Origin of the sequence: Pseudomonas sp. NPDC089406, from assembly GCF_044900265.1 — a bacterium.
Lineage (GTDB): Bacteria > Pseudomonadota > Gammaproteobacteria > Pseudomonadales > Pseudomonadaceae > Aquipseudomonas > Aquipseudomonas fakonensis.
Window position 1 is genome coordinate 139632 of record NZ_JBJDNC010000003.1, and the last position, 25246, is coordinate 164877.

29 protein-coding genes and 1 tRNA gene are annotated in these 25246 nt (G+C 65.5%); 17 read left to right on the forward strand and 13 right to left on the reverse strand.

What is annotated here, in order from left to right; genetic code table 11:
• Window positions 1–11 precede the first annotated feature (11 nt).
• From dapF to ACI2KK_RS03225, 3 genes are read right to left on the reverse strand one after another with little or no spacing between them, the layout of a single operon-like run.
• Window positions 12–842: a diaminopimelate epimerase gene (dapF, locus tag ACI2KK_RS03215; protein ID WP_404667845.1), complete on the reverse strand. Its 831-nt coding sequence runs from the start codon at window positions 840–842 to the stop codon at window positions 12–14.
• A gap of 4 nt (window positions 843–846) precedes the next feature.
• Complete coding sequence (gene lysA / locus ACI2KK_RS03220; protein ID WP_404667846.1) at window positions 847–2094, reverse strand: diaminopimelate decarboxylase; 1248 nt, start codon at window positions 2092–2094, stop codon at window positions 847–849.
• Between the two features lie 9 nt (window positions 2095–2103).
• Window positions 2104–2298: a lipoprotein gene (locus tag ACI2KK_RS03225; protein WP_217887067.1), complete on the reverse strand. Its 195-nt coding sequence runs from the start codon at window positions 2296–2298 to the stop codon at window positions 2104–2106.
• Between the two features lie 235 nt (window positions 2299–2533).
• On the opposite strand from ACI2KK_RS03225, the gene cyaY reads away from it, so the two are divergent.
• The 3 genes from cyaY to rnk all read left to right on the forward strand — a co-directional run bounded on the left by cyaY (window position 2534) and on the right by rnk (window position 3646).
• The gene (cyaY, locus tag ACI2KK_RS03230) at window positions 2534–2866 is read left to right on the forward strand and encodes an iron donor protein CyaY (protein WP_016502185.1); all 333 of its coding nucleotides are present in this window, start codon (window positions 2534–2536) and stop codon (window positions 2864–2866) included.
• Between the two features lies 1 nt (window position 2867).
• Window positions 2868–3086 (forward strand): DUF1289 domain-containing protein, encoded by a 219-nt coding sequence (locus ACI2KK_RS03235; RefSeq protein ID WP_217840905.1) that lies wholly within the window; start codon window positions 2868–2870, stop codon window positions 3084–3086.
• A gap of 149 nt (window positions 3087–3235) precedes the next feature.
• The gene (gene rnk, locus ACI2KK_RS03240) at window positions 3236–3646 is read left to right on the forward strand and encodes a nucleoside diphosphate kinase regulator (RefSeq protein WP_011536336.1); all 411 of its coding nucleotides are present in this window, start codon (window positions 3236–3238) and stop codon (window positions 3644–3646) included.
• A gap of 110 nt (window positions 3647–3756) precedes the next feature.
• Here rnk and ACI2KK_RS03245 read toward each other — a convergent pair whose 3' ends face one another.
• From ACI2KK_RS03245 to ACI2KK_RS03255, 3 genes are all read right to left on the reverse strand, one after another.
• Complete coding sequence (locus ACI2KK_RS03245) at window positions 3757–6627, reverse strand: class I adenylate cyclase (RefSeq protein ID WP_404667847.1); 2871 nt, start codon at window positions 6625–6627, stop codon at window positions 3757–3759.
• Window positions 6628–6744: 117 nt separating this feature from the next.
• Entirely contained in the window at window positions 6745–6990 is a 246-nt protein-coding gene (locus ACI2KK_RS03250; protein ID WP_404667848.1) for a TIGR02647 family protein, read from the reverse strand.
• Window positions 6991–7042: 52 nt separating this feature from the next.
• Window positions 7043–7342 (reverse strand): hypothetical protein, encoded by a 300-nt coding sequence (locus tag ACI2KK_RS03255; protein WP_404667849.1) that lies wholly within the window; start codon window positions 7340–7342, stop codon window positions 7043–7045.
• A gap of 144 nt (window positions 7343–7486) precedes the next feature.
• Between ACI2KK_RS03255 and ACI2KK_RS03260 the strand changes: the two genes are divergently transcribed.
• Window positions 7487–8149, forward strand: coding sequence for a glutathione S-transferase (locus ACI2KK_RS03260; protein ID WP_404667850.1), 663 nt, complete (start codon window positions 7487–7489; stop codon window positions 8147–8149).
• An 89-nt stretch (window positions 8150–8238) separates the two neighbouring features.
• Here the strand turns inward: ACI2KK_RS03260 and argH are convergent, their stop codons facing one another.
• Entirely contained in the window at window positions 8239–9633 is a 1395-nt protein-coding gene (argH, locus tag ACI2KK_RS03265) for an argininosuccinate lyase (protein WP_404667851.1), read from the reverse strand.
• A 299-nt stretch (window positions 9634–9932) separates the two neighbouring features.
• Between argH and ACI2KK_RS03270 the strand changes: the two genes are divergently transcribed.
• The 7 genes from ACI2KK_RS03270 to rsd all read left to right on the forward strand — a co-directional run bounded on the left by ACI2KK_RS03270 (window position 9933) and on the right by rsd (window position 16284).
• Window positions 9933–10679, forward strand: a complete 747-nt coding sequence (locus ACI2KK_RS03270) for a LytTR family DNA-binding domain-containing protein (protein ID WP_217887073.1) — start codon at window positions 9933–9935, stop codon at window positions 10677–10679.
• Between the two features lie 120 nt (window positions 10680–10799).
• Window positions 10800–11741 (forward strand): hydroxymethylbilane synthase, encoded by a 942-nt coding sequence (hemC, locus tag ACI2KK_RS03275; protein WP_404667852.1) that lies wholly within the window; start codon window positions 10800–10802, stop codon window positions 11739–11741.
• Complete coding sequence (locus ACI2KK_RS03280; RefSeq protein ID WP_404667853.1) at window positions 11738–12517, forward strand: uroporphyrinogen-III synthase; 780 nt, start codon at window positions 11738–11740, stop codon at window positions 12515–12517. The genes hemC and ACI2KK_RS03280 overlap by 4 nt, the downstream gene beginning before the upstream one ends.
• A gap of 31 nt (window positions 12518–12548) precedes the next feature.
• Entirely contained in the window at window positions 12549–13649 is a 1101-nt protein-coding gene (locus ACI2KK_RS03285; protein ID WP_217887076.1) for a uroporphyrinogen-III C-methyltransferase, read from the forward strand.
• Window positions 13646–14884, forward strand: coding sequence for a heme biosynthesis HemY N-terminal domain-containing protein (locus ACI2KK_RS03290; protein ID WP_404667854.1), 1239 nt, complete (start codon window positions 13646–13648; stop codon window positions 14882–14884). The genes ACI2KK_RS03285 and ACI2KK_RS03290 overlap by 4 nt, the downstream gene beginning before the upstream one ends.
• A gap of 201 nt (window positions 14885–15085) precedes the next feature.
• A complete protein-coding gene (locus ACI2KK_RS03295) occupies window positions 15086–15583 on the forward strand; it encodes a disulfide bond formation protein B (protein ID WP_404667855.1) in 498 nt (165 codons plus the stop codon).
• 230 nt (window positions 15584–15813) lie between these two features.
• Window positions 15814–16284: a sigma D regulator gene (rsd, locus tag ACI2KK_RS03300; protein ID WP_404667856.1), complete on the forward strand. Its 471-nt coding sequence runs from the start codon at window positions 15814–15816 to the stop codon at window positions 16282–16284.
• A 1-nt stretch (window position 16285) separates the two neighbouring features.
• Here rsd and ACI2KK_RS03305 read toward each other — a convergent pair whose 3' ends face one another.
• Complete coding sequence (locus tag ACI2KK_RS03305) at window positions 16286–16951, reverse strand: FKBP-type peptidyl-prolyl cis-trans isomerase (RefSeq protein WP_404667857.1); 666 nt, start codon at window positions 16949–16951, stop codon at window positions 16286–16288.
• A gap of 224 nt (window positions 16952–17175) precedes the next feature.
• On the opposite strand from ACI2KK_RS03305, the gene ACI2KK_RS03310 reads away from it, so the two are divergent.
• The gene (locus tag ACI2KK_RS03310; RefSeq protein ID WP_404667858.1) at window positions 17176–18222 is read left to right on the forward strand and encodes an AlgP family protein; all 1047 of its coding nucleotides are present in this window, start codon (window positions 17176–17178) and stop codon (window positions 18220–18222) included.
• Here ACI2KK_RS03310 and ACI2KK_RS03315 read toward each other — a convergent pair.
• Window positions 18198–18677 carry a TIGR02444 family protein gene (locus ACI2KK_RS03315; RefSeq protein ID WP_404667859.1) on the reverse strand — a complete coding sequence of 160 codons (480 nt, stop codon included), beginning with the start codon at window positions 18675–18677 and terminating at the stop codon, window positions 18198–18200. The genes ACI2KK_RS03310 and ACI2KK_RS03315 overlap by 25 nt on opposite strands.
• A gap of 50 nt (window positions 18678–18727) precedes the next feature.
• Here ACI2KK_RS03315 and ACI2KK_RS03320 point away from each other — a divergent pair, with 50 nt between their 5' ends.
• The 5 genes from ACI2KK_RS03320 to ACI2KK_RS03340 all read left to right on the forward strand — a co-directional run bounded on the left by ACI2KK_RS03320 (window position 18728) and on the right by ACI2KK_RS03340 (window position 23354).
• Complete coding sequence (locus ACI2KK_RS03320; protein WP_404667860.1) at window positions 18728–20638, forward strand: ATP-binding cassette domain-containing protein; 1911 nt, start codon at window positions 18728–18730, stop codon at window positions 20636–20638.
• Window positions 20638–21222, forward strand: coding sequence for a mechanosensitive ion channel family protein (locus tag ACI2KK_RS03325; protein ID WP_217840888.1), 585 nt, complete (start codon window positions 20638–20640; stop codon window positions 21220–21222). Before ACI2KK_RS03320 ends, ACI2KK_RS03325 begins: the two co-directional genes overlap by 1 nt.
• 160 nt (window positions 21223–21382) lie before the next feature.
• Complete coding sequence (locus tag ACI2KK_RS03330) at window positions 21383–22015, forward strand: LysE family transporter (RefSeq protein ID WP_217840887.1); 633 nt, start codon at window positions 21383–21385, stop codon at window positions 22013–22015.
• A 387-nt stretch (window positions 22016–22402) separates the two neighbouring features.
• On the forward strand, window positions 22403–22645 hold the full coding sequence (locus ACI2KK_RS03335) for a DUF2789 domain-containing protein (RefSeq protein ID WP_217840886.1): 243 nt from the start codon (window positions 22403–22405) through the stop codon (window positions 22643–22645).
• Between the two features lie 70 nt (window positions 22646–22715).
• Window positions 22716–23354, forward strand: a complete 639-nt coding sequence (locus tag ACI2KK_RS03340) for an NADH:ubiquinone oxidoreductase subunit N (RefSeq protein ID WP_217840885.1) — start codon at window positions 22716–22718, stop codon at window positions 23352–23354.
• A gap of 6 nt (window positions 23355–23360) precedes the next feature.
• Here ACI2KK_RS03340 and ACI2KK_RS03345 read toward each other — a convergent pair whose 3' ends face one another.
• The 4 genes from ACI2KK_RS03345 to ACI2KK_RS03360 form a co-directional block, all read right to left on the reverse strand.
• The gene (locus ACI2KK_RS03345) at window positions 23361–23798 is read right to left on the reverse strand and encodes a CBS domain-containing protein (protein ID WP_217840884.1); all 438 of its coding nucleotides are present in this window, start codon (window positions 23796–23798) and stop codon (window positions 23361–23363) included.
• 250 nt (window positions 23799–24048) lie between these two features.
• Window positions 24049–24513: a DUF805 domain-containing protein gene (locus ACI2KK_RS03350; RefSeq protein ID WP_404667861.1), complete on the reverse strand. Its 465-nt coding sequence runs from the start codon at window positions 24511–24513 to the stop codon at window positions 24049–24051.
• Between the two features lie 21 nt (window positions 24514–24534).
• Complete coding sequence (locus tag ACI2KK_RS03355; protein ID WP_404667862.1) at window positions 24535–24885, reverse strand: DUF4190 domain-containing protein; 351 nt, start codon at window positions 24883–24885, stop codon at window positions 24535–24537.
• A gap of 184 nt (window positions 24886–25069) precedes the next feature.
• Window positions 25070–25146 (reverse strand) — tRNA-Arg (locus tag ACI2KK_RS03360).
• Window positions 25147–25246 lie beyond the last annotated feature (100 nt).

The window sequence follows — 25246 nt, forward strand, 5'->3', positions numbered from 1 at the left end:
CGGATACTCGCTTAGAGACGAACCTGTCCTTCGAAAACGCGTACGGCAGGGCCGGTCATCAACACCGGTTTGCCTGGGCCGCCCCATTCGATACTCAAGCGCCCACCCGGCAGGTCGATGGACACCGGCGAGTCCATCCAGCCCTGGGCGATGGCTGCCACGGCAGCGGCGCAGGCGCCGGTACCGCAGGCCTGGGTTTCACCGGCACCGCGCTCCCAGACCCGCAGGTTGGCGCGGTGGCGGTCGATCACCTGGATGAAGCCGGCATTGACCCGCTGCGGGAAGCGCGGGTGGTGCTCGATTTTCGGCCCCAGTTCGTGCACCGGTGCGGTGTTAATGTCGTCGACGCGCAGCACCGAGTGCGGGTTGCCCATGGACACGGCGGCGATCGGGTAGACCTGGCCGTCGACTTCCAGCGGGTAGCTCAGCGCCTGCTGGTCGGCGACGAAGGGGATCTCGGCCGGCACCAGGCGCGGCGGGCCCATGTCGACGCAGACTTGGCCATCGTTGCGCACGTCCAGCTCGATGATGCCGCCCTTGGTTTCGACGCGGATGCGCTTCTTGGCGGTCAGGCGCTTGTCCAGCACAAAGCGGGCGAAGCAGCGCGCGCCGTTGCCGCACTGCTCGACCTCCGAGCCGTCGGCGTTGAAGATGCGGTAGCGGAAGTCCACCTCGGGGTTGCTCGGTGCTTCGACGATCAGCAGCTGGTCGAAGCCGACGCCGGTGTTGCGGTCACCCCATTGCTTGGCGTGCTTGGGCTGGATGTGCGCGTGCTGGCTGACCAGGTCGAGGACCATGAAGTCGTTGCCCAGCCCGTGCATCTTGGTAAAACGCAGCAGCATGGGCTTACTCCGGCAGCAGGCTTTCGCCAGCAAACAGTTCTGCGACGGTCTCGCGGCGGCGCACTTCGAAGGCCTGGTCACCATCGACCAGCACTTCGGCGCAGCGGCCACGGGTGTTGTAGTTGGAGCTCATGACAAAACCATAGGCGCCTGCCGACTGCACGGCCAGCAGGTCGCCCTCGGCGAGGTTGAGCACGCGGTCCTTGGCGAGGAAGTCGCCGGTTTCGCAGATCGGCCCGACCACGTCATAGCTGCGGCCTTCGCCTTCGCGCGGGGTGACGGCGCTGACGCCCATCCAGGCCTGGTACAGGGCCGGGCGGATCAGGTCGTTCATCGCCGCATCGACGATGGCGAAGTCCTTGTGTTCGGTGTGCTTGAGGTATTCCACGCGGGTCAGCAGCACGCCGGCGTTAGCCACGATGTAGCGGCCCGGCTCGAATACCAGGGCCAGGTCGCGCTCGCCCAGGCGCGCGCGAATGGCCTGGATGTAGTCGGCCAGCAGCGGCGGCTGTTCGTCGCGATAGCGCACGCCTACGCCGCCGCCCAGGTCGAGGTGGCGCAGGTGAATGCCGCACTCGGCCAGGCGGTCGACCAGCACCAGCAGGCGGTCGAGGGCGTCGAGGAAGGGTTCGACCGTGGTCAACTGCGAGCCGATGTGGCAGTCGACACCGACCACGTCGAGGTTCGGCAGTTGTGCGGCGCGCACGTAGATGGCTTCGGCGTCGCTGATGGCGATGCCGAACTTGTTCTCTTTAAGCCCGGTGGAGATGTACGGGTGGGTGCCGGCGTCGACGTCGGGGTTGACCCGCAGCGATACCGGGGCAACCTTGCCCATCTCGGCCGCCACCACTTGCAGGCGCTCGAGCTCGTCGGTGGACTCGACGTTGAAGCAGTGCACGCCCACTTCGAGGGCGCGGCGCATGTCTTCGCGGGTTTTGCCGACGCCGGAGAACACCACGCGGTCGGCGCGCCCGCCTGCGGCCAGTACACGCTCCAGCTCACCGCCGGAGACGATGTCGAAGCCTGCGCCAAGGCGCGCCAGCAGGTTCAGCACGCCCAGGTTGGAGTTGGCCTTGACCGCGAAGCACACCAGGTGCTCGCTGCCTTGCAGGGCGTCGGTGTAGCTGCGGTACTGGGCCTCGATGTGGGCGCGCGAGTACACGTAGGTGGGGGTGCCGAAACGCTCGGCGATGGCCGACAGGCTCACCCCTTCCGCGTGCAGCTGGCCGCCGCGGTAGTTGAATGCGTCCATCGGACTTCCTTATTCCTCGGGCTGCGCTTGTTCCGCGTCGTCCTGCTGCTCGGCCGGGTGCGCGTGCTGGTGCTGGTGGGCGCTTTTCGGGGCTTTGCCGTCCTTGCCGTCTTCGGGCAGGTAGAGCGGGCCTTTCTGGCCGCAGGCCGAAACGAGGCAGGCAACCGCGATCAGGGCGGCGAGGGAGGAAGTCAGGCGTTTCATGAAGTGAAATCCTTGGAAATATGCAGTATTGCGGCCGAGTATACCGAGCGCCCGGCATATTGCCTATGCGAGGGCCGGGCCGCTTGGCGGGGGCTGTGTTGGCAGTGCCGGCCTCATCGCCGGCAAGCCGGCTCCTACAGCAGTTGGGCGATTGGCGCTAGTCTTTGCATTCGACAGCAACCCGCCTTATCGTGCCCGGCTTGCGTGTGTGCAGCCATTTTTCGAGGTCCTAGCAATGAGTTTGAGCGAAGCGCGTTTCCATGACCTGGTCGATGCGACCCAACAGGCGCTGGAAGACCTGTTCGACGAGAGCGGCATGGACCTGGACATGGAGAACTCCGCCGGGGTGCTGACCGTCAAGTTCGAAGGCGGCGCCCAACTGATCTTCAGCCGCCAGGAGCCGCTGCGTCAGCTGTGGCTGGCCGACCGTTCCGGTGGTTTCCACTTCGACTACGACGAAGAAAGCGGCAAGTGGGTGTGTGAGAAGAGCGAAGAGCTGCTGGGCGAGATGCTCGAGCGCATCGTCTGGGAACGTGCCGGCGAAAAGCTGGACTTCGACGAGATCTGAGATGACCACCGCCCCCCGGCCACCGAAGCCGCTGTACAGCAACGTCAGCCCGGCGGTGCCATCACCTTGTATCAGCGTATGTCGGCTGGATGAGCACAAGGTGTGCACCGGCTGCCACCGCCATGTCGAGCATATCCGCGAGTGGCGGGCAGCCGATGACGAACGGCGGCGGCAGATCTGCCGCGAGGCCCTGGCCTTGAAAGCGCGGGCGCAGGCGTAGCCAGGCTGTGGGCTTGAGTATTTACTGCGCTGTGGTAGTGTCAGGTTCTGCGTCGATGGCGCACCAGCATTCGCAAACCCCGCCCTTGGGCGGGGTTTTGCTTTATCTGCCCCAGGAAAACCGCCCCGTTCAAGGAGTCTGACCGGATCATGAGCACCAAGCCTTCCCTCATCCTCACCCGCCTGGATGTCCAGCGTCTCGAGCGCCTGCTCGACAGCCTCGATGAAAGCACCCCAGGTGTGCTCGCCCTGCAGGACGAGCTGGACCGCGCCGAGCAGGTGGTCGGGCATGAAGAGGTGCCGGCAGGTGTGGTGACCATGAATTCGCGGGTGCACTGCCGCGAGATCGCCAGCGGCAAGGATTACCACCTGACCCTGGTGTACCCGAAGGACGCCGGCCCCGAGGGCAATGTGTCGATCCTTGCACCGATCGGCTGCGCGCTGCTGGGGCTGTCGGTAGGTGACCAGATCGACTGGCCGGCGCCAGGTGGCAAGACTCTCAAGCTCGAACTGCTGGCGGTCGAGTACCAGCCTGAAGCCGCTGGCGACTTCGACCTCTGACCCCACCGGGCCATTCGCCCCCCTGTAGGGGGCCGGCTTGCCGGCGATGAGGCCAGCACAGGCGGCATCAAATGTTGCCAGAACGGGCCCTATCGCCGGCAAGCCGGCGCCTACAGGGATCGCGTCGGGGCTTGAAGCTCCTGCTCCAGCCCATCATTCAACGCCTGTTCCAGCTCACGCTTGTAGCGCAGGCACAGGCTGGTTGAACCAGGCTCGTCGCCCAGCAGCTCGGACAGGTCGACGTCGGTGATGTAGCAGCGGTAATTGCCGGCGCTGCGCCGCTGGCGCAGGATTTGCCGGGCGACCACGGTGTACAGCTGGTCGCCATGCTCCAGCTCCGAGTACTCCTGCTGGTCGCAGTACAGCGTGACGTGCACCGTGCCACCGGCACCGCTTTGCACAATCGCCTGCACTTCGTAATAAGGCTGGCTCGGACTCTCCTGTGGCACCGGGCGCGGCTCAAGGCTGCGCGCCTTGCCGATCCCGCTGGGCAGCAACTGCTGGTAGACGATTTCCAACGCCGCCTGCGGCAGGCTGTCCAGCGGCAGATGGGCATCGCGGCGCATCACCGTCGACTGCAGAAAGCGCTGCAACGGCAGCAGCAGGTGCTGCTCGTCCTGCATCGGCAGGCGCTGTTGCCACAGCGCGTTGTGCTCGTCGAGCACATACAGGTCGGCCCAGCCATCAAGCAGGCGGTAGAACACCTGGATGCAACCGGGCTGGCCCTGCTCCAGTACCAGCGGCAGGTCGTGGTCCTGCAGGGCGTTGCCGTCCAAATGCAGCGGGCTGTAGCTGTTGCGCTCCTCGCCCAGGGCTGCCAGCACGGCGTCGTGGTTGTCGTGGGTGGCCAGCGTCACCTGCCCGGCCAGCAGTTCGAGCACGTGGGTGTGCTGGGCCACCTGCAGCAGGTAGCGGTGGCTCAGGCCCTGGTCGAGCAGCAGTTGCGCCGTGTCGAAGATTTCCTCGACCCGTTGGCCGATGGCCTGGGCGCGGTTGTGGCAGTAGCAGCGCACCCGTACCCGTGGGCGGTGGCTGCGCTGGCCCAGGCTGTTGAGGAAGTCGCGCAGGCAACGTACCAGCGCATGCTCGCCGTCGTAGCGCTGCACCAGCACTTCGTTCCAGCTGTTGAGGGTGACCTGGTCGAGGGTCAGTACCAGGTTTTCGCGCACCCCGGCGTAGCTCAGCGAATCGGTGCGCTCGGTGGTCATCAGGATGTTCAGGTCGCGGTGGTGGCGCAGCGGGTCCACCGCCACGTTCACCAGCAGCAGGATTTCGTCGGCCACGCTCGGTTGCAGCAGGCGTACCTCGCTGACCGGTTCCAGCGGCAGCGGGATGGCCTGCTGCAAGCTGCCGAGCAGGTTGAACAGCTCGAAGTCGCTGAGGTCGCTGGCGCCCGGGTGCAGGGCGATGCGCGTGCTGCTGTCGATGACGCCGTTGCGATGGGCCCAGGTCAGCAGTTCGATCAGCTCGCGGCAGCGCTTGAGCGGGCTGAAGTGTTCCCACTCGTGCACCCCCAGGCTGCCGTTGTACAAGCCCCAGAGGAAGGTGCCGGGCTCCTTGCGGTTGGGCGACTGCACCAGGGTCAGGATGTCTTCGGCCATGTCCGGGGCGATGCCGGGGTTGATCACTTCGATCTTGCCGGCGCGGCGCTCGAAGGCCGCGTACAGGCGCCGGCCCAGTACATTGAGGTCGCGCTGGTCGGCGCGGCTGTCGGCGTTCTGGCGCTTGGCGAACTGGGTGAGGAAGCGGTAGCTGTGGTTCAGCTCGGCCACCAGCTCGCGGCGCTCGACCGCCACCTGGCGCACCTTCCACTGGCTGCGGCTGTCCAGCAAGGTCAGTTGGCGCTCGTCCCAGCCCCATTCTGCGGCCAGGCGCGCCAGCAGGCGGCGCTGCCAGCCATCGCTGCGGGCCCGGCCCAGGCCGCTGAGCTTCTTGTTCACCTTCAGGTACAGGCTGCGCCGCACCAGCTCCAGGCGGGCGTGCTCGCCGCGCTGTTGCAGGTACTGCTCGATGCGCCGGTAGACCATCACGTAGGGGTCCAGCTCGTCCAGGTCCAGGCGGTTGGCGAACACCGCCTGCTTGTAGGCCAGGCTCAGGCAGCGCACGTCGGGGTGCTCGCTGGCGTAGACCTCGGTCAGCAGCAGCTTGAGCAGCGACTTGTAGGGCGAGTCGAGGCCCTTGAACAGCTGCCACAGCCCGGCGCCGACGTATTCCCCCGGCGGTATGTGCGCCAGGTGGCCGAGGTCAAGGTCGTCGCGTGCACGGATGAAGCGCTTGGACAGCAGGGTCTGGGTGTAGGCGCGGTAGTTGTGCTCCTGGTACACCGGCACCAGCCACCATAGCGGCGTGCGCCCGGCCAGCCACAGTGCGGTGCGGTAGAACTCGTCCAGCAGCAGGTAGTGCTGGGTGGTGCCGCAGTCGTCGGAGCTGAGCTGGCTGTCGCGTTCGCCCTGCACGAAGCCTTGCGGTTCGATCAGGAAGAAGTGCGCCTCGGCGCCCAGGCTGGCCGCCCAGGTTTCCAGCAGCTGGCATTTGCGCCGCAGCTCTGCCAGCGCCTGCTCGCCGAGGTCTGGCGCGTGGCATACCCACAGGTCCATGTCGCTTTGTTCGGCCTGGGCCAGGGTGCCCAGGCTGCCCATCAGGAACAGGCCGTGGATCGGCTGCGGCAGGTTGCCCAGGCGCGGTTTGTGGGTGAACGAGCGGGCCAGGCGCTGGGCTTCGGCCAGCAGGTCGGCGCCCGGTTCGAAGCCCGACACACCGGCCGGCGTGCTGCCGGACACATAGCCTGGCAGCAGCGGGTGGTTGACGTGAAACAGCAGCGGCAACAGCGTCAGTACCTGTTGCTGGCGGCTGGACAGCCCCTCCATCGCCCGCGCCAGCCGCCCCTGGTTGAGCTTGAGAAAGCGCGTGCGCAGGCGCGACAGCTCCTTGCGGTCGATACCCTGGTCGATATCGGGGCGGATTTCGTGGGGGTGGTTCATGGGGCACTCAGGCAGGCCGGTAAGCAACCGCGAGTTTAGCCTGAGTGCGCAGGTCGGATAAGTGGGTAGTGGTTTTTTGGCGTCATTTAGTCAACGCCCGTCGCCCACAAGGTGATTTCAGGCAGGCTGTGGCGACTTGAGGACGTTCAACAGCAGTTGCACGCTTTCAACCGCGTCATGACCCAGGCTGGTCAGGTAGCCGCCATCGGGTTGGTTGGTCAGTTGCTTGTCGTGCAGGCGCTTGGCCGCGGCGACCAGCGCGGGGGAGGCGTTGGCGTGAATCTTGATGCCTTCCTGGCTGCTGTCCAGGTTGAACAGGGCAAGGACTTCCAGTTCGGCGATCAGCTCGGGGGTGAAGGACATGGTACGACTCCTGACTTCCAGACAAGGATGGAAGTCAGGAGTGTAGTCACGCTTATTCGATATCGCCTTGATCCGCCTCAGGTGGCAGCTCCGGCAGGGCGCGCAGGGCGGTTTCGTACCATTCGGTGTCGAACGCGCGGTCCTCGTCCAGCATGGCGTCGATCTCGATGGCCAGCACGTGGGCCATGAGGTTGAGGATGTCCTCGCGCTCGTAGCCGACCAGGGTCAGCTTGTTCAGCGTGGCCTTGGCCGCTGGCGGCTCGCCGCTCTCGATCTGGTTTTCGATGGCCTGGGTGAGGGTGGCCTCGGCGAAATCTTCGTCGTCATTTTCGATATCGGTGGGCTCGCTCATCGCGCTACTCCTGTGGTGAGGCGCACAGTGTGCCATGCCCGTGGCGGCAATGCCCGGTCATCGACGCCGGGCATGACGCTGGCCAAGGGTAGGGAAGGGGGCTATAAAAGCCGGGCCATCCCCACACGGCCTGGAGGCTGTTCAATGCTCAAGCTTCATGGATTTGCGGTCAGCAACTACTACAACATGGTCAAGCTGGCCCTGCTGGAAAAAGGCCTGCCGTTCGAGGAGGTGCTGTTCTTCGGTGGCGCATCTGCCCAGGCGCTGGCGGTCAGCCCCAGGGGCAAGGTGCCGGTGCTGGAGACCGAGCACGGTTTTCTCAGCGAGACCGGGGTGATCCTCGACTACATCGAACAGACCCAGCCGGGCAAGGCGCTGCTGCCAGCGGACCCTTTCCGCCAGGCCAAGGTGCGTGAGCTGCTCAAGGAGATCGAGCTTTACATCGAGTTGCCGGCACGTACCTGCTATGCCGAGGCATTCTTTGGTGCTGCGGTCGAGCCGCTGATCAAGGAGCGTGCCCGGGCTGACCTGCTGGCGGGTTTTGCCACCCTCAAGCGCAACGGTAAGTTCGCACCCTATGTGGCGGGTGAGCAGATGACCATCGCCGACCTGATGTTCGGTTTCTCGGTGGACCTGGCCTGTCTGGTGGGCAAGAAGGTGCTGAACATCGACTTCCTGGCGGACTTCCCGCAGGCGGCCGAGTTGCTCAAGAAGCTGGGTGAGAACCCGCACATGGCGCGGATCGTGGCAGACAAGGACGCGGCGATGCCGGCGTTCATGGACATGATCAAGAGCGGCAAGCGCTGAGGCCGAAAACCATCGCGGGGCAAGCCCTCTCCCACGCACTGTAGGAGCCGGCTTGCCGGCGATGGGCTGCAAAGCAGCCCCTATACGGCTTAGCGCGAAGCCAGCAGCGCCTTGCCGCGAACCGCGGCAGCCCGCACCTGCGCAGGTGCAGTACCACCGATGTGGTTACGGGCATTCACCGAGCCTTCCAGGGTCAGCACGGCAAACACGTCCTGCTCGATCTGGTCGCTGAACTGGCGCAGTTCGTCCAGGCTCATCTCGGCCAGGTCCTTGCCGGTGTCGACGCCGTACTTCACGGCGTGGCCGACGATCTCGTGGCAGTCACGGAACGGCAGGCCACGGCGCACCAGGTAGTCGGCAAGGTCGGTGGCGGTGGAGAAGCCGCGCAGGGCCGCTTCGCGCATGATGGCGTGCTTGGGCTTGATCGCCGGGATCATGTCGGCAAAGGCGCGCAGCGAGTCGCGCAGGGTGTCGGCGGCGTCGAACAGCGGCTCCTTGTCTTCCTGGTTGTCCTTGTTGTAGGCCAGCGGCTGGCCTTTCATCAGGGTCAGCAGGCCGGTCAGGGCGCCGAACACGCGGCCGCTCTTGCCGCGCACCAGCTCCGGTACGTCCGGGTTCTTCTTCTGCGGCATGATCGAGCTGCCGGTGCAGAAGCGGTCTGGCAGGTCGATGAACTGGAACTGCGCGCTGGTCCACAGCACCAGCTCTTCGGAGAAGCGCGACAGGTGCATCATGGCGATGCTGGCGGCGGCGCAGAATTCGATGGCGAAGTCACGGTCCGAAACGCCGTCCAGCGAGTTGCCGCCCACGGCCTCGAAGCCCAGCAGCTTGCAGGTGAGCTCGCGGTCGATCGGGTAGGTGGTGCCGGCCAGCGCGGCGCTGCCCAGGGGCATGCGGTTGGCACGCTTGCGGCAGTCGACCAGGCGCTCGTAGTCGCGGCTGAGCATTTCGAACCAGGCCAGCAGGTGGTGGCCGAAGGTGACCGGCTGGGCGGTCTGCAGGTGGGTGAAGCCGGGCATGATGGTGTCGGCTTCACGCTCGGCCTGCTCCAGCAGGCCCTGCTGCAGGCGGGTGATTTCGGCCAGAATCAGGTCGATTTCGTCGCGCAGCCACAGGCGGATGTCGGTGGCCACCTGGTCGTTGCGGCTGCGGCCGGTGTGCAGCTTCTTGCCGGTGATGCCGATGCGGTCGGTGAGGCGCGCCTCGATGTTCATGTGCACGTCTTCGAGGTCGACGCGCCAGTCGAAGGTGCCGGCCTCGATTTCGCCCTGGATGGTGTTCAGGCCATCGATGATGGTGTCGCGCTCGGCGTCGCTGAGTACGCCGACCTGCGCCAGCATGGTGGCGTGGGCGATCGAACCCATGATGTCGTGGCGGTACAGGCGCTTGTCGAAGTCGACCGAGGCGGTGAAGCGGGCGACGAAGGCGTCGACGGGCTCACTGAAGCGGCCGCCCCAGGACTGATTGGTCTTGTCGGTGCTCATGGATTCACTCATGGAAGTCGTGAACGGATAAAAGTGGCGCCGATCATAGCAGGGTTGGGCCCGCCGCCGCAGGGCGCCGGTCGCCAGAATCGTGCGGTAACAAGGGCGCAAGGCTTATTCAACGATTGAACGGCAGTGTTCCACGGACCGTCTACAGTTGGACAAAGGACTGGCGGTGAATCTGCCAGGCCAGTGAATCTTTGGCCTTCGCATCGGTCTGTAGCGTGACCGCGTTACGGTCACACCACACCTGTCTACGCTATACCCGTGCGAGACTCACTCAGGAATCCAGCGCAATTATGAATGTCCTGATCGTTGATGACGAACCCCAAGCCCGCGAACGCCTGAGCCGGATGCTCGGCGAGCTGGAGGGCTACACCGTGATGGAGCCCAGCGCCACCAACGGCGAAGAAGCCCTGGCGCTGATCGAAAGCCTCAAGCCCGACGTGGTGCTGCTGGACATCGGCATGCCGGGGCTCGATGGCCTGCAGGTCGCTGCCCGGTTGTGCGAGCGCGAGGCGCCACCGGCGGTGGTGTTTTGCACCGGTGATGATGAATACGGCAGCCAGGCCTTTCGCGACAGCACCCTGAGCCATGTCGACAAGCCCATCCAGCCCCAGGCCCTGCGCGATGCCCTGCGCCGCGCCGAAAAACCCAACCGCACCCAGCTGGCGGCCTTGACCCGGCCGGCCGGCGACACTGGCGGTGGCCCGCGCAGCCATATCAGCGCCCGTACCCGCAAGGGCATCGAGCTGATCCCCCTGCCGCAGGTGATCTACTTCATCGCCGACCACAAGTACGTGACCCTGCGCCACGAGGCCGGCGAGGTGCTGCTGGACGAGCCGCTCAAGGCGCTGGAAGACGAGTTCGGCGAGCGCTTCGTGCGCATCCACCGCAACGCCCTGGTCGCCCGCGAACGCATCGAGCGCCTGCAGCGCACTCCACTTGGGCACTTCCAGCTATATCTGAAAGGGTTGGATGGCGATGCCCTGACCGTCAGCCGCCGCCACGTGGCCGGTGTGCGCAAGATGATGCAGACGCTCTGAGAACATTCGGTTTACCGGGGCACCCGTGGCAGCGGGCTTGCCCCGCGATTGACCCACATCTGCTTGCCTGCCCGGCGATGCTGTTATGATCGACAGCATTTCTCTGCCTCGGGGCGTTTCATGTCCACTCGCGAAATCCGCATTGCCACCCGTAAAAGTGCCTTGGCCCTGTGGCAGGCCGAGTATGTCAAAGCCCGCCTGGAGCAGGCCCACCCAGGCCTTTTGGTAACGCTTGTGCCCATGGTCAGCCGCGGCGACAAGCTGCTCGACGCCCCGCTGGCGAAGATCGGTGGCAAGGGGTTGTTCGTCAAAGAGCTGGAAACCGCCCTGCTCGACAACGAAGCCGACATTGCCGTGCACTCGATGAAAGACGTGCCCATGGACTTCCCCGAAGGCCTGGGCCTGTATTGCATCTGCGAGCGCGAAGACCCGCGCGACGCCTTCGTTTCCAACACCTTTGAAAGCCTTGAAGCGCTGCCGGCCGGCAGCGTGGTCGGTACCTCCAGCCTGCGCCGCCAGGCACAATTGCTGGCGCGCCGCCCGGACCTGAAAATCCAGTTCCTGCGCGGCAACGTCAACACCCGCCTGGCCAAGCTCGATGCCGGTGAGTACGACGCCATCATCCTTGCCGCCGCCGGCCTGATTCGCCTGGGCTTCGAAAACCGCATCACCTCGAGCATCAGCGTCGACGACAGCCTGCCGGCGGGCGGGCAGGGCGCGGTGGGCATCGAATGCCGCAGCGCCGACAGCGAAATCCACGCGTTGCTGGCGCCGCTGCACCATGCCGATACCGCCGACCGCGTTGTCGCCGAGCGCGCCCTGAACAAACGCCTGAACGGCGGCTGCCAGGTGCCGATTGCCTGCTACGCGGTGCTCGAAGGGCAGCAGCTGTGGCTGCGCGGCCTGGTCGGCCAGCCTTCCGGCGGCACCCTGCTGGTGGCCGATGCGCGTGCTTTGCGCGGTGACGCCGAGGCCCTCGGCGTGCAGGTGGCCGAGGCGCTGCTGGCCCAGGGCGCCGAGGCGATCCTGAAGGAAGTCTATGGCGAGGCCGGCCACCCGTGAGCCCCTGGCGCCTGCTGCTGACCCGCCCTGAAGAGGACTGTGCGGCACTGGCGCAGACCTTGGCCGAGGCCGGCATCGCCAGCGCGAGCCTGCCGTTGCTGGCCATCGAGCCTCTGCAGCCGGGCCCGACGCAGCAGCAGGTGGCGCAGGTCGCTCAGGCCCAGGCCATCATCGTGGTCAGCAAGCCGGCGGCGCGTTTGTTGCTGAAAGAGCTCGACCAGGCCGGTATCCAAGCCCCGCCTTCGGGCTGGTTCAGCGTCGGTGAGGCGACTGCCAGCATCTTGCAGGCGCGCGGTCTGGCGGTGAGCTTCCCGGCCTCGGGCGATGACAGCGAAGCACTGCTCGGCCTGCCGGCCCTGCGCGAGGCTTTGGCCGGCGTGGCACCACGGGTGCTGATCGCCCGTGGCGAGGGAGGTCGCGAACTGCTGGCCGAGCGTCTTGCAGAGCAAGGTGCTAGTGTCGAATATCTGGAACTGTATCGTCGCTGCCTGCCGGAGTACCCGGCGGGCACCCTGGCGCGCCGGGTCGATGGGGAACGCCTCAACGGCCTGGTGGTCAGCAGTGGGCAAGGTCTTGCACACTTGCAGCAAATTGCGGGTACGGACTGGCCGCGGCTTTCACGCCTGACGCTGTTCGTGCCCAGCCCGCGGGTTGCCGAACAGGCCCGCGCGCTGGGCGCCCGCCAGATTGTGGATTGCCGTGGCGCCAGTGCCGCGGCCTTGCTGGCAGCCGTGCAGCGAACCGCTGCGCCTGCCCCCCAAGGCACCACGCCCTAGCGCGATGGGCCACCATGCAAAGGATGGATACGTGAGCGAAACTGTCTTGCCCCACACCGAACAGCCCGCGGCGCCCGAGGCGCCGGAACCCTCCACCGCCACCCCTGCCCGCCGTTCCGGCACGGGCCTGGCGCTGCTGGCCCTGCTGGTCGGCGCCGCCGGCGTCGCGGTGGGTGGCTGGGGCGTCTGGCAAGTACGCCAGTTGCAGGGCAGCGAGCAGGGCCAAGGCGAGCACCTGCAAGCCCTCAACCAGCGCGCCGATGCCCTGCAGCAGCGCGAGCAGCAGCTCACCACGCAACTGGCCAGCCTGCCGCCGGCCAGCGAGCTGGAAGACCGCCGGCGCCTGGTGGCGCAGTTGCAGGGCGATCAGCAGCGCCTCAGCCAGCGCCTCGAGACCGTGCTCGGCGAAAGCCGCAAGGAGTGGCGCCTGGCCGAGGCCGAACACCTGCTGCGCCTGGCCACCCTGCGCCTGTCGGCGCTGCAGGACATCGCCAGCGCCAAGGCCCTGGTCGAAGGCGCCGACGAGATCCTGCGCGAGCAGAGCGACCCAGGCGCCTTTGCCGCCCGCGAGCAATTGGCGCGCAGCATGGCCACCCTTGCCAGCACCCAGCAGCCTGACCGTACCGGCCTTTTCCTCAAGCTCGCCGCCCAGCGTGAGCTGGTGCAGCAGCTCAGCGCCCAGTCGCCGGAGTTCGACAGCAACGCCGACGCCCTGGGCGCGCTGACCGCGGATGGCGACGGCGCCAGCCGCTGGTCGCAATGGTGGGCCGAGATCTCCAAGTACTTCCAGATCGAATTCAACGCCGACGACAACGTGCGCCCGTTGCTTTCGGGGCAGTCGCTCAATCAGCTGCGCCTGGCCCTGAGCCTGACCATCGAGCAGGCCCAGTGGGCCGCGCTCAACGGTGAGGCCAAGGTCTACAACCAGGCCCTGGACGATGCCCGTAGCGTGTTGCTGGCCAACTTCAACGCCGACAACCCGCAAAGCAAGGCGATGCTCGCCAGCCTCAACGAATTGGCCGCGCAGCCGGTGTCGGTGGTCACCCCTGACCTCAGCGAGAGCCTGGCCGCGGTGCAGGCGTATATCCAGCGCCGCCACCTGCCGGCCGAAGCCGAGGGGGCCAAGCCATGAAGCGCGTCTACCTGCTGGCGGTGCTGGCGATCGTGATCGCCGCGGCACTGGGCATCGCCATCGCCAAGCACAGCGGCTACGTGCTGGTTGCCTACGGCAGCTTCCGCTACCAGTCGGGGCTGTGGGCGGCGTTGGGGGCGCTGGTCGGTTTAGTGCTGCTGCTGTTGCTGCTGCGTTATGTACTGGGCCTGGTGTTGACCTCCAGCGGCGTGGTCAACCCCTGGTCGCGGCGCAACCGCAGCCGGCGCACGCGCATTGCCGTCGAGCAGGGCCAGTTGGACCTCGCCGAAGGCCGCTGGGCCAGCGCCCAGCGCCACCTGCAGCGGGCTGCCGAGTCTGACCGCCAGCCGCTGCTGTACTACCTCGGCGCCGCCCGCGCGGCCAACGAACTGGGCCGTGTGGAAGACCGCGACAACCTGCTGGAGCGCGCCCTGGAGCGCCAGCCCCAGGCCGAGCTGGCGGTGGCCCTGACCCATGCGCAGTTGCAGATGGACCGCGGCGAAACCGAAGGTGCACTCGAGGCCCTGCAGGCCATGCAGGAGCGCCACCCGAACAACGCCCAGGTACTGCGCCTGTTGCAGCGCCTGCACATGGACCGCGGCGATTGGCCGGCGCTGATCCGCCTGCTGCCCGACCTGCGCAAGCACAAGGTGCTGCCGGGCAACGAGCTTGCTGCCCTCGAGCAGCGTGCCTGGGGCCAGAACCTCGGCCTTGCAGCTACCCGTGGTGAAGACCAGCAGGCCGCCCGCCAGGCGCTGGAACGTGCCTGGCAACAGCTCACCGCAGCCCAGCGCCAGGAGCCGCAACTGGTGCTGGCCTATGCCGAGCAGCTGCGCCAGGTGGGCGCCCAGGGTGAGGCTGAACAGGCACTGCGCACCGCGCTCAAGCGTGGCTACGAAAGCCACCTGGCCCGGCTGTACGGCCTGGTGCGCGGTGACGACCCGGCGCGTCAGCTGCAAACTGCCGAAGGTTGGCTCAAAGACCACCCGCAGGACCCGAGCCTGCTGCTCACCCTGGGCCGCCTGAGCCTGCAGAATCGCCTGTGGGGCAAGGCCCGCGACTACTTCGAAAGCAGCCTGCGCATGGAACGCAACCCCGAGGCTTGCGCCGAACTGGCTCGCCTGCTGGCCAGCATGGGCGAAACCGAGCGCAGCAACCAGCTGTTCCAGGAAGGCCTGGGGCTGCTCGACGAGCGCCTGCTGGCCTTGCCGCTGCCGGAAGGTGTGCGCGCTTGAGCCTGCGCTGGCCCGCGGCGAAGCGCGGGCCAGCGGCCTCCCTGGCGGATGCTGAAACGTCCTTCGCCGCCATCAGAATATTCCCACCTCGATTAGCTTCGATTCGCTGCTGAACAGCGACGAATCCGCCCTGTAGCGCCTTGATACAAAGCGCGCGTTTCCTCTACCGTTCAGAACCTTTTCCTTACTTGCGGACACCCCATGTCGCCGGCCCGCCTGCGCAGCTTTTTCTTCCCCGCCCTGCTGGCCTCATTGGCCGTGCTGGTTGCATCGTTCGGCCTGGAGCCTGTGGTGGGCTTGCAGCCGTGCGCCTTGTGTCTGAGCCAACGGCTGATGCTCGGCCTTTACGCGCTGGTGTGCCTGCTGGCATTGCTGCAACGGCCGGGTGAGCGTGGTCGGCGTGGCTACCTGTGGCTGGCGCTGGCATGCGCATCGGCGGGGGCGCTGCTGGCCGCACGGCATGTGTGGCTGCAGGGCGGGCCGCTGCCGCCGCCAGGCTGCCCGCTGCCACTGCTGGAGCAGCCGTTGGCCGATGTGCTGATCGGTTTGCTGTGGGGCAGCGCCGACTGCGTGTCGATCAGCTGGAGCTTTCTCGACCTGACCTTGCCCGAATGGAGCCTGCTGGCTTTCGTGCTTCTGGCCCTGCCACCCTTGACGGCGCTGCTGGCGTATCGTTTCCGCCAACTGGCCGCCGTTTGACCCAGGGCAATGCGCAAGGCATTGCACGACCAGCGGTTTGTAGGAAAGGGATTAAACGCTTGTATGAACTTAGTACGCTGCGTACCTTGATGGGCAGGACGCTCGGGAATAATCTCCCAGCACGCATACCGAAAACACACCTGTTCGATGCCGTCCTGCTGACGTCACTTTTGTGCCACGGCTTGTGCCACGAAGTGCAGCGGCATCTATCCAGAAGGGAAGAGATCGCCATGCTCGATAGTTGCCAGAACGCCCAGGAACGCTGGGGCGGTGTTCACAAGCTGATCGACCGTTGGCTGGAGGAGCGCGAGGAGCTGGTGCAAGCCTTCCGCGCGCTGCGCGATGCCAAGCCGGCGTTCGCCGACAAGGACAAGAACCGCGATTTCTGCGCGGTGCTGGTCGATTACGTATCGGCCTGGCACTTCGAGGTCAGTGAGCAACTGGTGACCGAGGCCAAGGCTTTCGGTGACGAGAAAGCCCTGAAACTGGCCGAAGAAATCAACCCGCGGATCAACGACATCACCCAGATTGCGCTGGCGTTCAACGACCACTGCGAGAAAGGCGAGTGCACCGACACCGAGCGCTTCGCCGATAAGCTCGGCAAGCTCGGCGGCTTGCTGCACGAGCGCTTCGAGCTGGAAGACTGCCTGATCGAGGTGCTGCACAACGCGCACAAGGAAGAGGGCGCGGTGCCGGCCTGATTCAGTCGGCCACCGCCAGCAGCTCGATTTCGAATACCAGGGGGGTGTAGGGCGCGATCAGGTCGCCCGCGCCTTCCGCGCCATAAGCCTGCGCCGAAGGGATCACCAGGCGCCATTTCGCCCCCGCCTTCATGTTCGGCAACGCCACTCGCCAGCCCTCGATCACCGAGTCCAGCTTGAACCATTGCGGTTGCTGGTTCTGGTCGAACACCGTGCCGTCCGGCAGCCTCCCCACATAACGCACCTGCACGCTGCCGCTGGTTTTTGGCTGGGCGCCGGTGCCGCCGGCCAGCTCGCTGTAGAGGATGCCTTCGGGCAGTTCGTGCACGCCGGCGCGGGCGCGTTCGGTGGCCATGAAGCGTTTTTCGGCGGCTGTCAGCTTGTCCACTTCGGCCTGCTCGGCAGCGCTGCTTGCCTGTTCATCGTGCTGTTGCAAGATGGCCTGCATGCGTGACTTTTCGATGCGCGGCGGCTGGCCCTGGTAAGCCTGGCGCAAGCCTTCGACCAGTTGCTCCAGTTGCAGGCCGGGCACTTCCTGGCGCAGCCGATCACCCAGGCTGGAACCGATGCTGTAGGCCAAATCGTCGCTGTTGGCGGGGGCGTTTTGCGCTGCGGCCAGTGACAGTGGCGCCACCAGGCACAGGCCGAGAATCAGGTAACGGGGCATGCTCGACTCCTGCGGCAATGAGGGCGAAGTATGCCAGCGTTGTTGGCGGCTGATGCGTAAATATCAGCAATACATTAATCGGCAACTACACTTGTTTTCTGCTGCAAGACAACAACTTTGCCCAGGCATGCAACGCGGCGCTACTGATACTGTCAACATGCCCTAGCGGCGGTAGCAGCAGAAGCATAGTATGAGCCGCACTCTCGTCAGCCAGGAGGTAAACCATGTCGGCCAAAAAGAAGCCAGTAAGTACGCCGTTGCACCTGCTCCAGCAACTTTCGGGCAGCCTGCTCGAACATTTGGAAGATGCCTGCTCTCAAGCGCTGGCGGATGCCGAGAAACTGTTGGCCAAGTTGGAAAAACAACGTGGCAAGGCGCAGGAAAAACTGCACAACGCCCGCCTGAAGTTGCAAGACGCCGCCAAGGCCGGCAAAGCCAAGGCCCAGGGCAAGGCGCAAAAAGCCGCAGGCGAACTTGAGTCCTTGCTCGATTCGCTCAAAGAGCGCCAGACGCAAACCCGCACCTATATTCAGCAACTCAAGCGCGACGCCCAGGAAAGCCTGAAACTGGCCCAGGGTGTTGGCAAGGTGCGTGAAGCCGCCGCCAAGGCACTGGACACCCGCGCCGCTGCCCCGAAAGCCGCCGCCAAGCCAGCCGCCAAAGTCCCCGCCAGACCTGCTGCCAAAGCCGCCGCCAAGCCTGCGGCCGCCAAGCCCGCTGCGAAACCCGCTGCTGCCAAAGCCCCGGCCAAGACCGCCGCTGCCAAACCTGCCGCCAAGCCAGCAGCCAAACCGGTAGCAACTAAAGCGCCAGCCAAGCCTGCTGCAAAAACCGCTGCCGCCAAGGCCCCGGCCAAGCCTGCAGCCAAACCTGTTGCCGCCAAGGCTCCGGCCAAGCCTGCTGCTAAACCTGTTGCTGCCAAAGCCCCGGCCAAGCCCGCCGCGAAACCGGCCGCCAAGCCCGCAGCTACCGCTGCAGCAAAACCCGCCGCAGCCAAGCCCGCCGCCAAACCGGTAGCGGCCAAAGCCCCAGCCAAACCGGCAGTTGCCAAGCCAGCCGCCAAGCCAGCAGCGGCAAAGCCAGTCGCGGCTAAACCCGCAGCGGCCAAGCCAGCAGCAAAACCTGCTGCCAAACCCGCGGCCGCCAAGCCTGCCGCCAGCAAGCCCGCCGCACCGGCCACCAGCGCCGCAGCAGCACCGGCTGCCAGCCCGGCTACCCCGGCAGCACCTGCCAGCACCACCTCGGCTCAGGCGCCGTCTTCGGCCTCCTGAAGCTGTCGGGCCGCGGCGCGCAGATGATCCAGCGCGTCGTGTGCCTGGGCCCGGTCCGGCGCCAGCCGGGCCAGCCAGTCTTCGTCGTCGCCCGCCCCGGCGGGCCACGCACTCGCCAGTGTTTCCAGGCGCTCCAGCAAGGTGCGCTCAGCCTGTAACTCCAAGCCTTTCACCTGTTCACGCAGCACCGCCAGTTGCGGGTCGGCCAAGGCGTGCTCGCGCCACTGCCGGCGCAGTGCACGCAGCGGCGTTATCACGTCCCGCTGCCAGGGCTCGGCAAGCTCGCGCAGGGCGGCTATGCGCTGCCCTTGCGGGGCTACTCCGCGGGTTTGCAGCCAGGTGCCGCAGAGCAACAGGCAAACATCGCCGCCTGTACCCTGCAGGGCCAGGCAGGCGGCTTCTACACCTGGCCGCGCGTACAGGGCCAGGGCATGGTTCCACAGGTCGGTGTGCATGGTTTCGCTCGCGCCAGTGATCGGGGAAGCTGGTAGACTCCGCGACCATCATGATCAGACTATCCAACCTCACTTTACAGCGTGGTCCGCAGCGCCTGCTAGAAGGCGCCGAGATGACCCTGCACACCGGTCACAAGGCCGGCCTGATCGGCGCCAACGGCGCCGGCAAATCCAGCCTGTTCGCGCTGCTGCGCGGCGAGCTGTCACCCGATGGCGGCGACTGCCTGCTGCCCGGTGACTGGCGCATCGCCCACATGCGCCAGGAGGTCGATACCCTCGAGCGCATCGCCGTGGACTACGTGCTCGATGGCGATGCCCGCCTGCGCAAGGTGCAGGCCGAGCTTGCCGCCGCCGAGCAGGCCCACGACGGCACCGCCCTGGCGCGCCTGCACAGCGAGCTGGACAGCGCCGACGGCTATACCGCCGATGCCCGCGCACGCAAGCTGCTGGCTGGCCTTGGTTTCAGCAACGAGCAGATGGACCGCCGCGTCGGCGACTTCTCCGGTGGCTGGCGGATGCGCCTGAACCTGGCTCAGGCGCTGATGTGCCCGTCCGACCTGCTGCTGCTCGACGAGCCCACCAACCACCTGGACCTCGACGCCATCCTGTGGCTGGAAGACTGGCTCAAGGGCTACCCAGGCACGCTGCTGCTGATCTCCCACGACCGCGACTTCCTCGACGCGGTGGTCGACCATGTGCTGCATGTCGAGCAACGCAAGCTCAACCTCTACAAGGGTGGCTACACGGCCTTCGAGCGCACCCGCGCCGAGCGCCTGGCGCAGCAGCAGCAGGCCTACGAGAAGCAGCAGGCGCAGCGCGCCCACATGGAAAAGTACATCGCCCGCTTCAAGGCCCAGGCCACCAAGGCACGCCAGGCGCAGAGCCGGATCAAGGCCCTGGAGCGCATGGAAGAGCTGTCGGCGGCGCACGTGGATTCGCCGTTCGACTTCGTCTTCCGTGAATCGCAGAAAATCTCCAGCCCGCTGCTGAGCCTGTCCGAAGGCCGCCTGGGCTACGGCGACAAGGCCATCCTCGACAAGGTCAAGCTGCAGCTGGTGCCCGGTGCGCGCATCGGTTTGCTGGGCCCCAACGGCGCCGGCAAGTCGACCCTGATCAAGAACCTGGCCGGTGAGTTGGAGCCGCTGTCCGGCCGCCTGGTGCGTGGCGAGAACCTGGCCGTGGGCTACTTCGCCCAGCACCAGCTCGACTCGCTGGACGACAAGGCCAGCCCGCTCTTGCACCTGCAACGCATCGCCCCTACCGAGCGCGAGCAGACGCTGCGCGACTTCCTCGGCGGCTTCGACTTCCACGGTGACCGTGTCGACGAGCCGGTGGTGAATTTCTCCGGTGGCGAAAAGGCCCGCCTGGCCCTGGCACTGATTGCCTGGGAACGGCCGAACCTGCTGCTGCTGGACGAACCGACCAACCACCTCGACCTCGAGATGCGCCTGGCCCTGACCATGGCACTGCAGGAGTTCGCCGGTGCCGTGGTGGTGGTGTCCCACGACCGTCACCTGCTCAAGAGCACCACTGACGAGTTCCTGCTGGTGGCCGACGGCAAGGTCGATGTTTTCGATGGCGACCTCGACGACTACAGCCGCTGGCTGGTCGAGTACCGCCAGCGCAGCGCCCCGGCCAGCAACGCGCCGGTCAACCCGGACAAGACCGACAAGAAGGCCCAGCGCCAGGCTGCCGCCGCGCTGCGCCAGCAACTGGCCCCGCACAAGAAGGCTGCCGACAAGCTTGAGGCCGAGCTGAACCAGTTGCACAAAGAGCTGGCCGAGGTCGAAGCGGCGCTGGGTGACAGTGGCGTCTACGAGGCGGCGCGCAAGGACGAGCTGCGCGACCTGCTGGCCCGCCAGACCAAGCTCAAACAGCGCGAAGGCGAGCTGGAAGAGGCCTGGATGGAAGCCCTGGAAACCCTCGAAAGCATGCAGGCCGAGCTTGAGGCGCTGTCCTGATGGAAGAGCTGCGCTCGCTGCTGCCGGGGCAATGGATGGACACCTTCTGGCTGGGCTTGCAGATCGTACTCATCCTGATGATCGCCTTCGTGCTGCAGCGCATGGTCGGCCGCGGCCTGAAAAGCCTGGGCGAGCGCTACCCGCTGCCCCACGAGTTGCTGGTACCGGTGCGCGGTGCTTTGCGCTGGTTGATCATGGGCAGTGCACTACTGTTCGTGCTGGAGCGCCTCGGGGTATCAGCCACGGTGCTGTGGACCGCGCTGTCGGGCTTCGTTGCCGTAGCGGCGGTTGCGTTCTTCGCCATCTGGAGCGTGCTCTCCAACCTTCTGTGCGCGGTGCTGATCTTCACCGTCGGGCCGTTTCGCATCGGCGATGTGGTGGAGCTGGTCGACACCCTCGACAAGCCGGGGGTGAAGGGCCGGGTGATCGCCATCAACCTGCTGTACACCACGCTGATGGAAACGCCGGAGGCTGGTGGGGCGTTGGTGCAGGTGCCGAACAGCCAGTTCTTCCAGAAGGCGGTGCGGCGTTGGCGTGGGGCTGAGGCCAGTGTTGCGTTGCAGGAGCCGGTGGCGCACGACTGACCGCTGCGGCAGTTGCAATCGCGGGGCAAGCCCGCTCCCACGATGATGTGGGAGCGGGCTTGCCCCGCGATCGTTTTGCAGCGCGCAAAATACCGCTGGTTATTTTTTCGCCAAAACCTTAGCTTAACGTTTTGCAACATTTGTTCGAGCGAGGTGTGTGATGTCGATGGAAACCTGGTTGGCCTTCTTTGCCGCGTGCTGGGTGATCAGCCTGTCGCCGGGCGCGGGGGCCATTGCCTCGATGTCCAGCGGTTTGCAATACGGTTTTTGGCGTGGTTACTGGAACGCCCTGGGCCTGCAACTGGGCCTGATCGTGCAGATCGCCATCATCGCCGCCGGCGTTGGCGCCATCCTCGCAGCCTCGGCCACCGCCTTCCAGGTCATCAAGTGGTTCGGTGTTGCCTACCTCGTGTACCTCGCCTACCGCCAGTGGCGTGCGCTGCCCATGGACATGAGTGAGGAGTCGGCGGTGCGGCCGATCGGCAAACCATTGAGCCTGGTGTTCCGCGGCTTTCTGGTCAACGTCAGCAACCCCAAGGCGCTGGTGTTCATGCTCGCGGTGCTGCCGCAGTTCATCAACCCGCACCAGCCGCTGCTGGCGCAGTACGTGGCGATCACCGTGACCATGATCAGCGTCGACATGCTGGTGATGGCCGGTTACACCGGGCTTGCCTCCAAGGTGCTGCGCCTGCTGCGCACACCCAAGCAGCAGAAGCGCCTGAACCGCACCTTCGCCGGGCTGTTCATCGGCGCGGCGACCTTCCTCGCCACCCTGCGCCGCGCGCCGCTCTGATTCCAGGTTCAAAACCCATCGCGGGGCAAGCCCGCTCCCACGCTGTCTTATGGCAGGCCGTGGGAGCGGGCTTGCCCCGCGATGCTTTCTGCGCACCACAACCTAAACTTCAGGGGGCCCGGCTGGAGTCTTACTCGCCAGGGCGCGGTCTAGGCTTTGTACGAAAAGTGCCTGCGCGACGATCATGCTGCGTTGAAAACAGGCTCGGAATGCTCATTTGCAACCAGCAAACTCCGCTTCCTCGCCTGTTTTCGCCTTGCCTGATCGCCGCTCGGCTACTTTTCGTACAAAGCCTACATCGAGGCAGGTGACCACGATCACCGCTGATGCTCGCAACCAACGCCGGGTCGGCGTCGTGGACGGCCTGCCCGGCATTCAGGAGGAACCATGGAAGCGCCGATTCATCCCTTCGCCGAACTGTTCAAGCAACTGGGCCTGCCGGACGATGCGGTCAGCATCGACCAGTTCATCGCCAGCCACTCACCGCTGAAGAACGAGATCAAGCTGGTGGATGCGCCGTTCTGGAGCGACTCGCAGCGCGCCTTTCTCAAGGACAGCATCATCGAGGACGCCGACTGGGCGGTGCCTTTCGATCAGCTCAACGAGGCGTTGCGTCGCCCCCGAAAATAAAGCGCCGAGCGGCACCTGATGGGTGATCAGGCCGTTGCTATGCTCAGGAAAACAATAAGGGGATGGCGCGATGAAAGATCCCTACGCACCAGGTTTCTGGTGCACCGTGACGATCCTGGGCACCCTGACCACCGGTTACTTCTACGGTATCCGGCACACCCAGCAGATGAACCAGGCTGTGCAGTTTCTGTACGCCGCTGCCGCGGTCACTGCCGCGGTGGCGTTGTGCGGGCTGGCGTGGATCGCCTGGGAGTACCTGCACCTGAACCGCCGCGAAGTGGCCCAGGGCCGAACGCTTTTGACCATCTGGAACACCAAGGTGGCGCTGCGCCGGGTCGAGACCGTGTTCGACCGCTATTTCTGGGGCAGCTACTGGCACTCCGGGCGCACCTTCGAAGAGGTCATGGGCGAGCTCAAGGGCACGCCGCTTGAGCAGAGCCTGGATGCGCTGAAACGCCAATGCCGCGAACTCGACCGTGAAACCCACGACCATCACCACCACTGGCTGGCCAATGCCCGCGACCTGTCCAGCGTGGCCACGGCCATGGCTCGCGAGCGCTACCAGCTCGACCTGTGCGATGCCCCGGCGCGCGATGGCGGCAACACCGCCGTGCTCAACCGCGACCTGGAAGTGCTGGTGTACACCTGGTCGGCGCGGTTGCGCAGCTTTGACCACCAGCTGGACGAACTGGAGCGCGGCTATCACTAGCCTGCTTCATTCACCGCGAATGTATTGCTCCAGCTGGGCGATCAGGCTGGCCTGTTCGGCGATGGTTTCTTTTACCAGGTCGCCGATCGACAGCAGCCCCAGCAGCTCGCCGTTGTTTACCACCGGCAGGTGGCGCAGGTGGCGGTTGGTCATCAGGTTCATGCAGTACTCGAGGTTCTGCTTGGGTTCCACGGTGACCACCGGTGCGCTCATGATGGCGCGCACGGGGGTGGCCGCCGAAGAGCGGCCCTGGAGCACCAGCTTGCGCGCATAGTCCCGCTCGCTGACGATTCCCACTACCTGATTGTTCTCCACCACCGGCAGCGCGCCGACGTTCTTCTCCGCCAGCAGCTTCAAGGCATCGAGCACCGAATCGTCGGGGCCGATGGTGTACACGGTGTGGTGCTGCGACTTGGCTTTGAGAATTTGTTCGACGTTCTTCATACAGGCCTCGAGGGGTGGAAAGCGCGATGTACCGGAGTAAATAAAGCATCCGGCACCGCGCTCTGCACGGCAATGCAGGAAACGGCATCGAGGCGATTGAAAAACGTCATGGCCGGGCCTTTTTGCCAGGCATGAAAAGGGCGGCCCGCAGGCTAATGCCAGCCAGTTAGCGAAATTGGGGCTGCAAAGCAGCCCATTTGTAACGCTGACTGACAGGCATTAGCCCGCAGGCCGCCTTTTGCTGGGCTGTTTACTGGCCCTTGGGGTTCGGGCCGAAACGGTTGTTGCCCGGGGTGCTGTCGAAGAACATGAACACGATGTTGACGATCGGCACCAGGATCCACCAGCCGCTGTGGTCGGTGTCATGCAGGCGACGCACGGCAAGGGCGATGGCCGGAATCATGACCGCCAGGCTGAACAGCAGGCTGAAGATGGGGGTCAGGCCCAGGAAACCGTCGACGAAGCCGACCAGCAGCGAGATCAGGTTGATCACCACCGCGAACAGCCAGTATTCCTTGCGGCGTGCACGGCCCTGGAAGGTGGCGTACTTCTTCATGACTTCGAAGAACACATTGCCGAAGGTGATGGTCGAAGCGCTCGCTGCGCCGGTCGACACCCCGCTTGCGCCGCCATTCTGGGTGGCACCGCAGCCCGGGCAGCTCACGGCCGATTCGTGGATCTGTTTGGCGCAGCCGCGGCAGAACACCATGCTCATTTGTTTTCCCTCACGTTTGGATTAGCTGGCTGATAGGCCGATAAGGCACAGCAGCGAAATCACTGCCATGACCACGCCGGCGATGGCCATGCCATTGCCGGAATTTTTCTGGTGGATGCTGAGGATGCCGAGCAGCAGGGCGACACCGGCGAACAGGCCAAGGCCGGTCAGAGTGTCGTTGTCCCATTCGGAGTCATCGAACAGCGTCAGCACGCAGAGAATGCCGAGAATCAGGGAAGTGATCGCTTTCCACGAGGAGCCAGCGCCGGCCGCGGTGGCGGGGGTGGCAAATTGCGGTGCACCGCATTGCGGGCAGGTGTGGGCGGTTTCGTGCAACTGCCTGGCGCAGCCGCGGCAATAGACCATCGCCATCGCAAGTCCTTTTGGGCGTTCGCCGAACGCTTCCCTGTTCGATAAAAAGTGCTGCCCAATGCGGCAGCGGGCGCAGAGGTTACCAAACATTTCACGGGTGGCGAAACAGTGGCGCCAAAAAAACGAGGATCAGTGCAAGGCACAAACGAAAAAGCCCCGGGACAAGTCCCAGGGCTTTTGAAGATGGCGCACTCGGCGGGATTCGAACCCACGACCCCTGCCTTCGGAGGGCAGTACTCTATCCAGCTGAGCTACGAGTGCAACGGGCCGCATGATACCCATCTGTGCCGGTGGCGTCTATCGGCTTGATCCACGGGCGTTTTTCCCGGTCTTGTAGGAGCCGGCTTGCCGGCGATTGGCC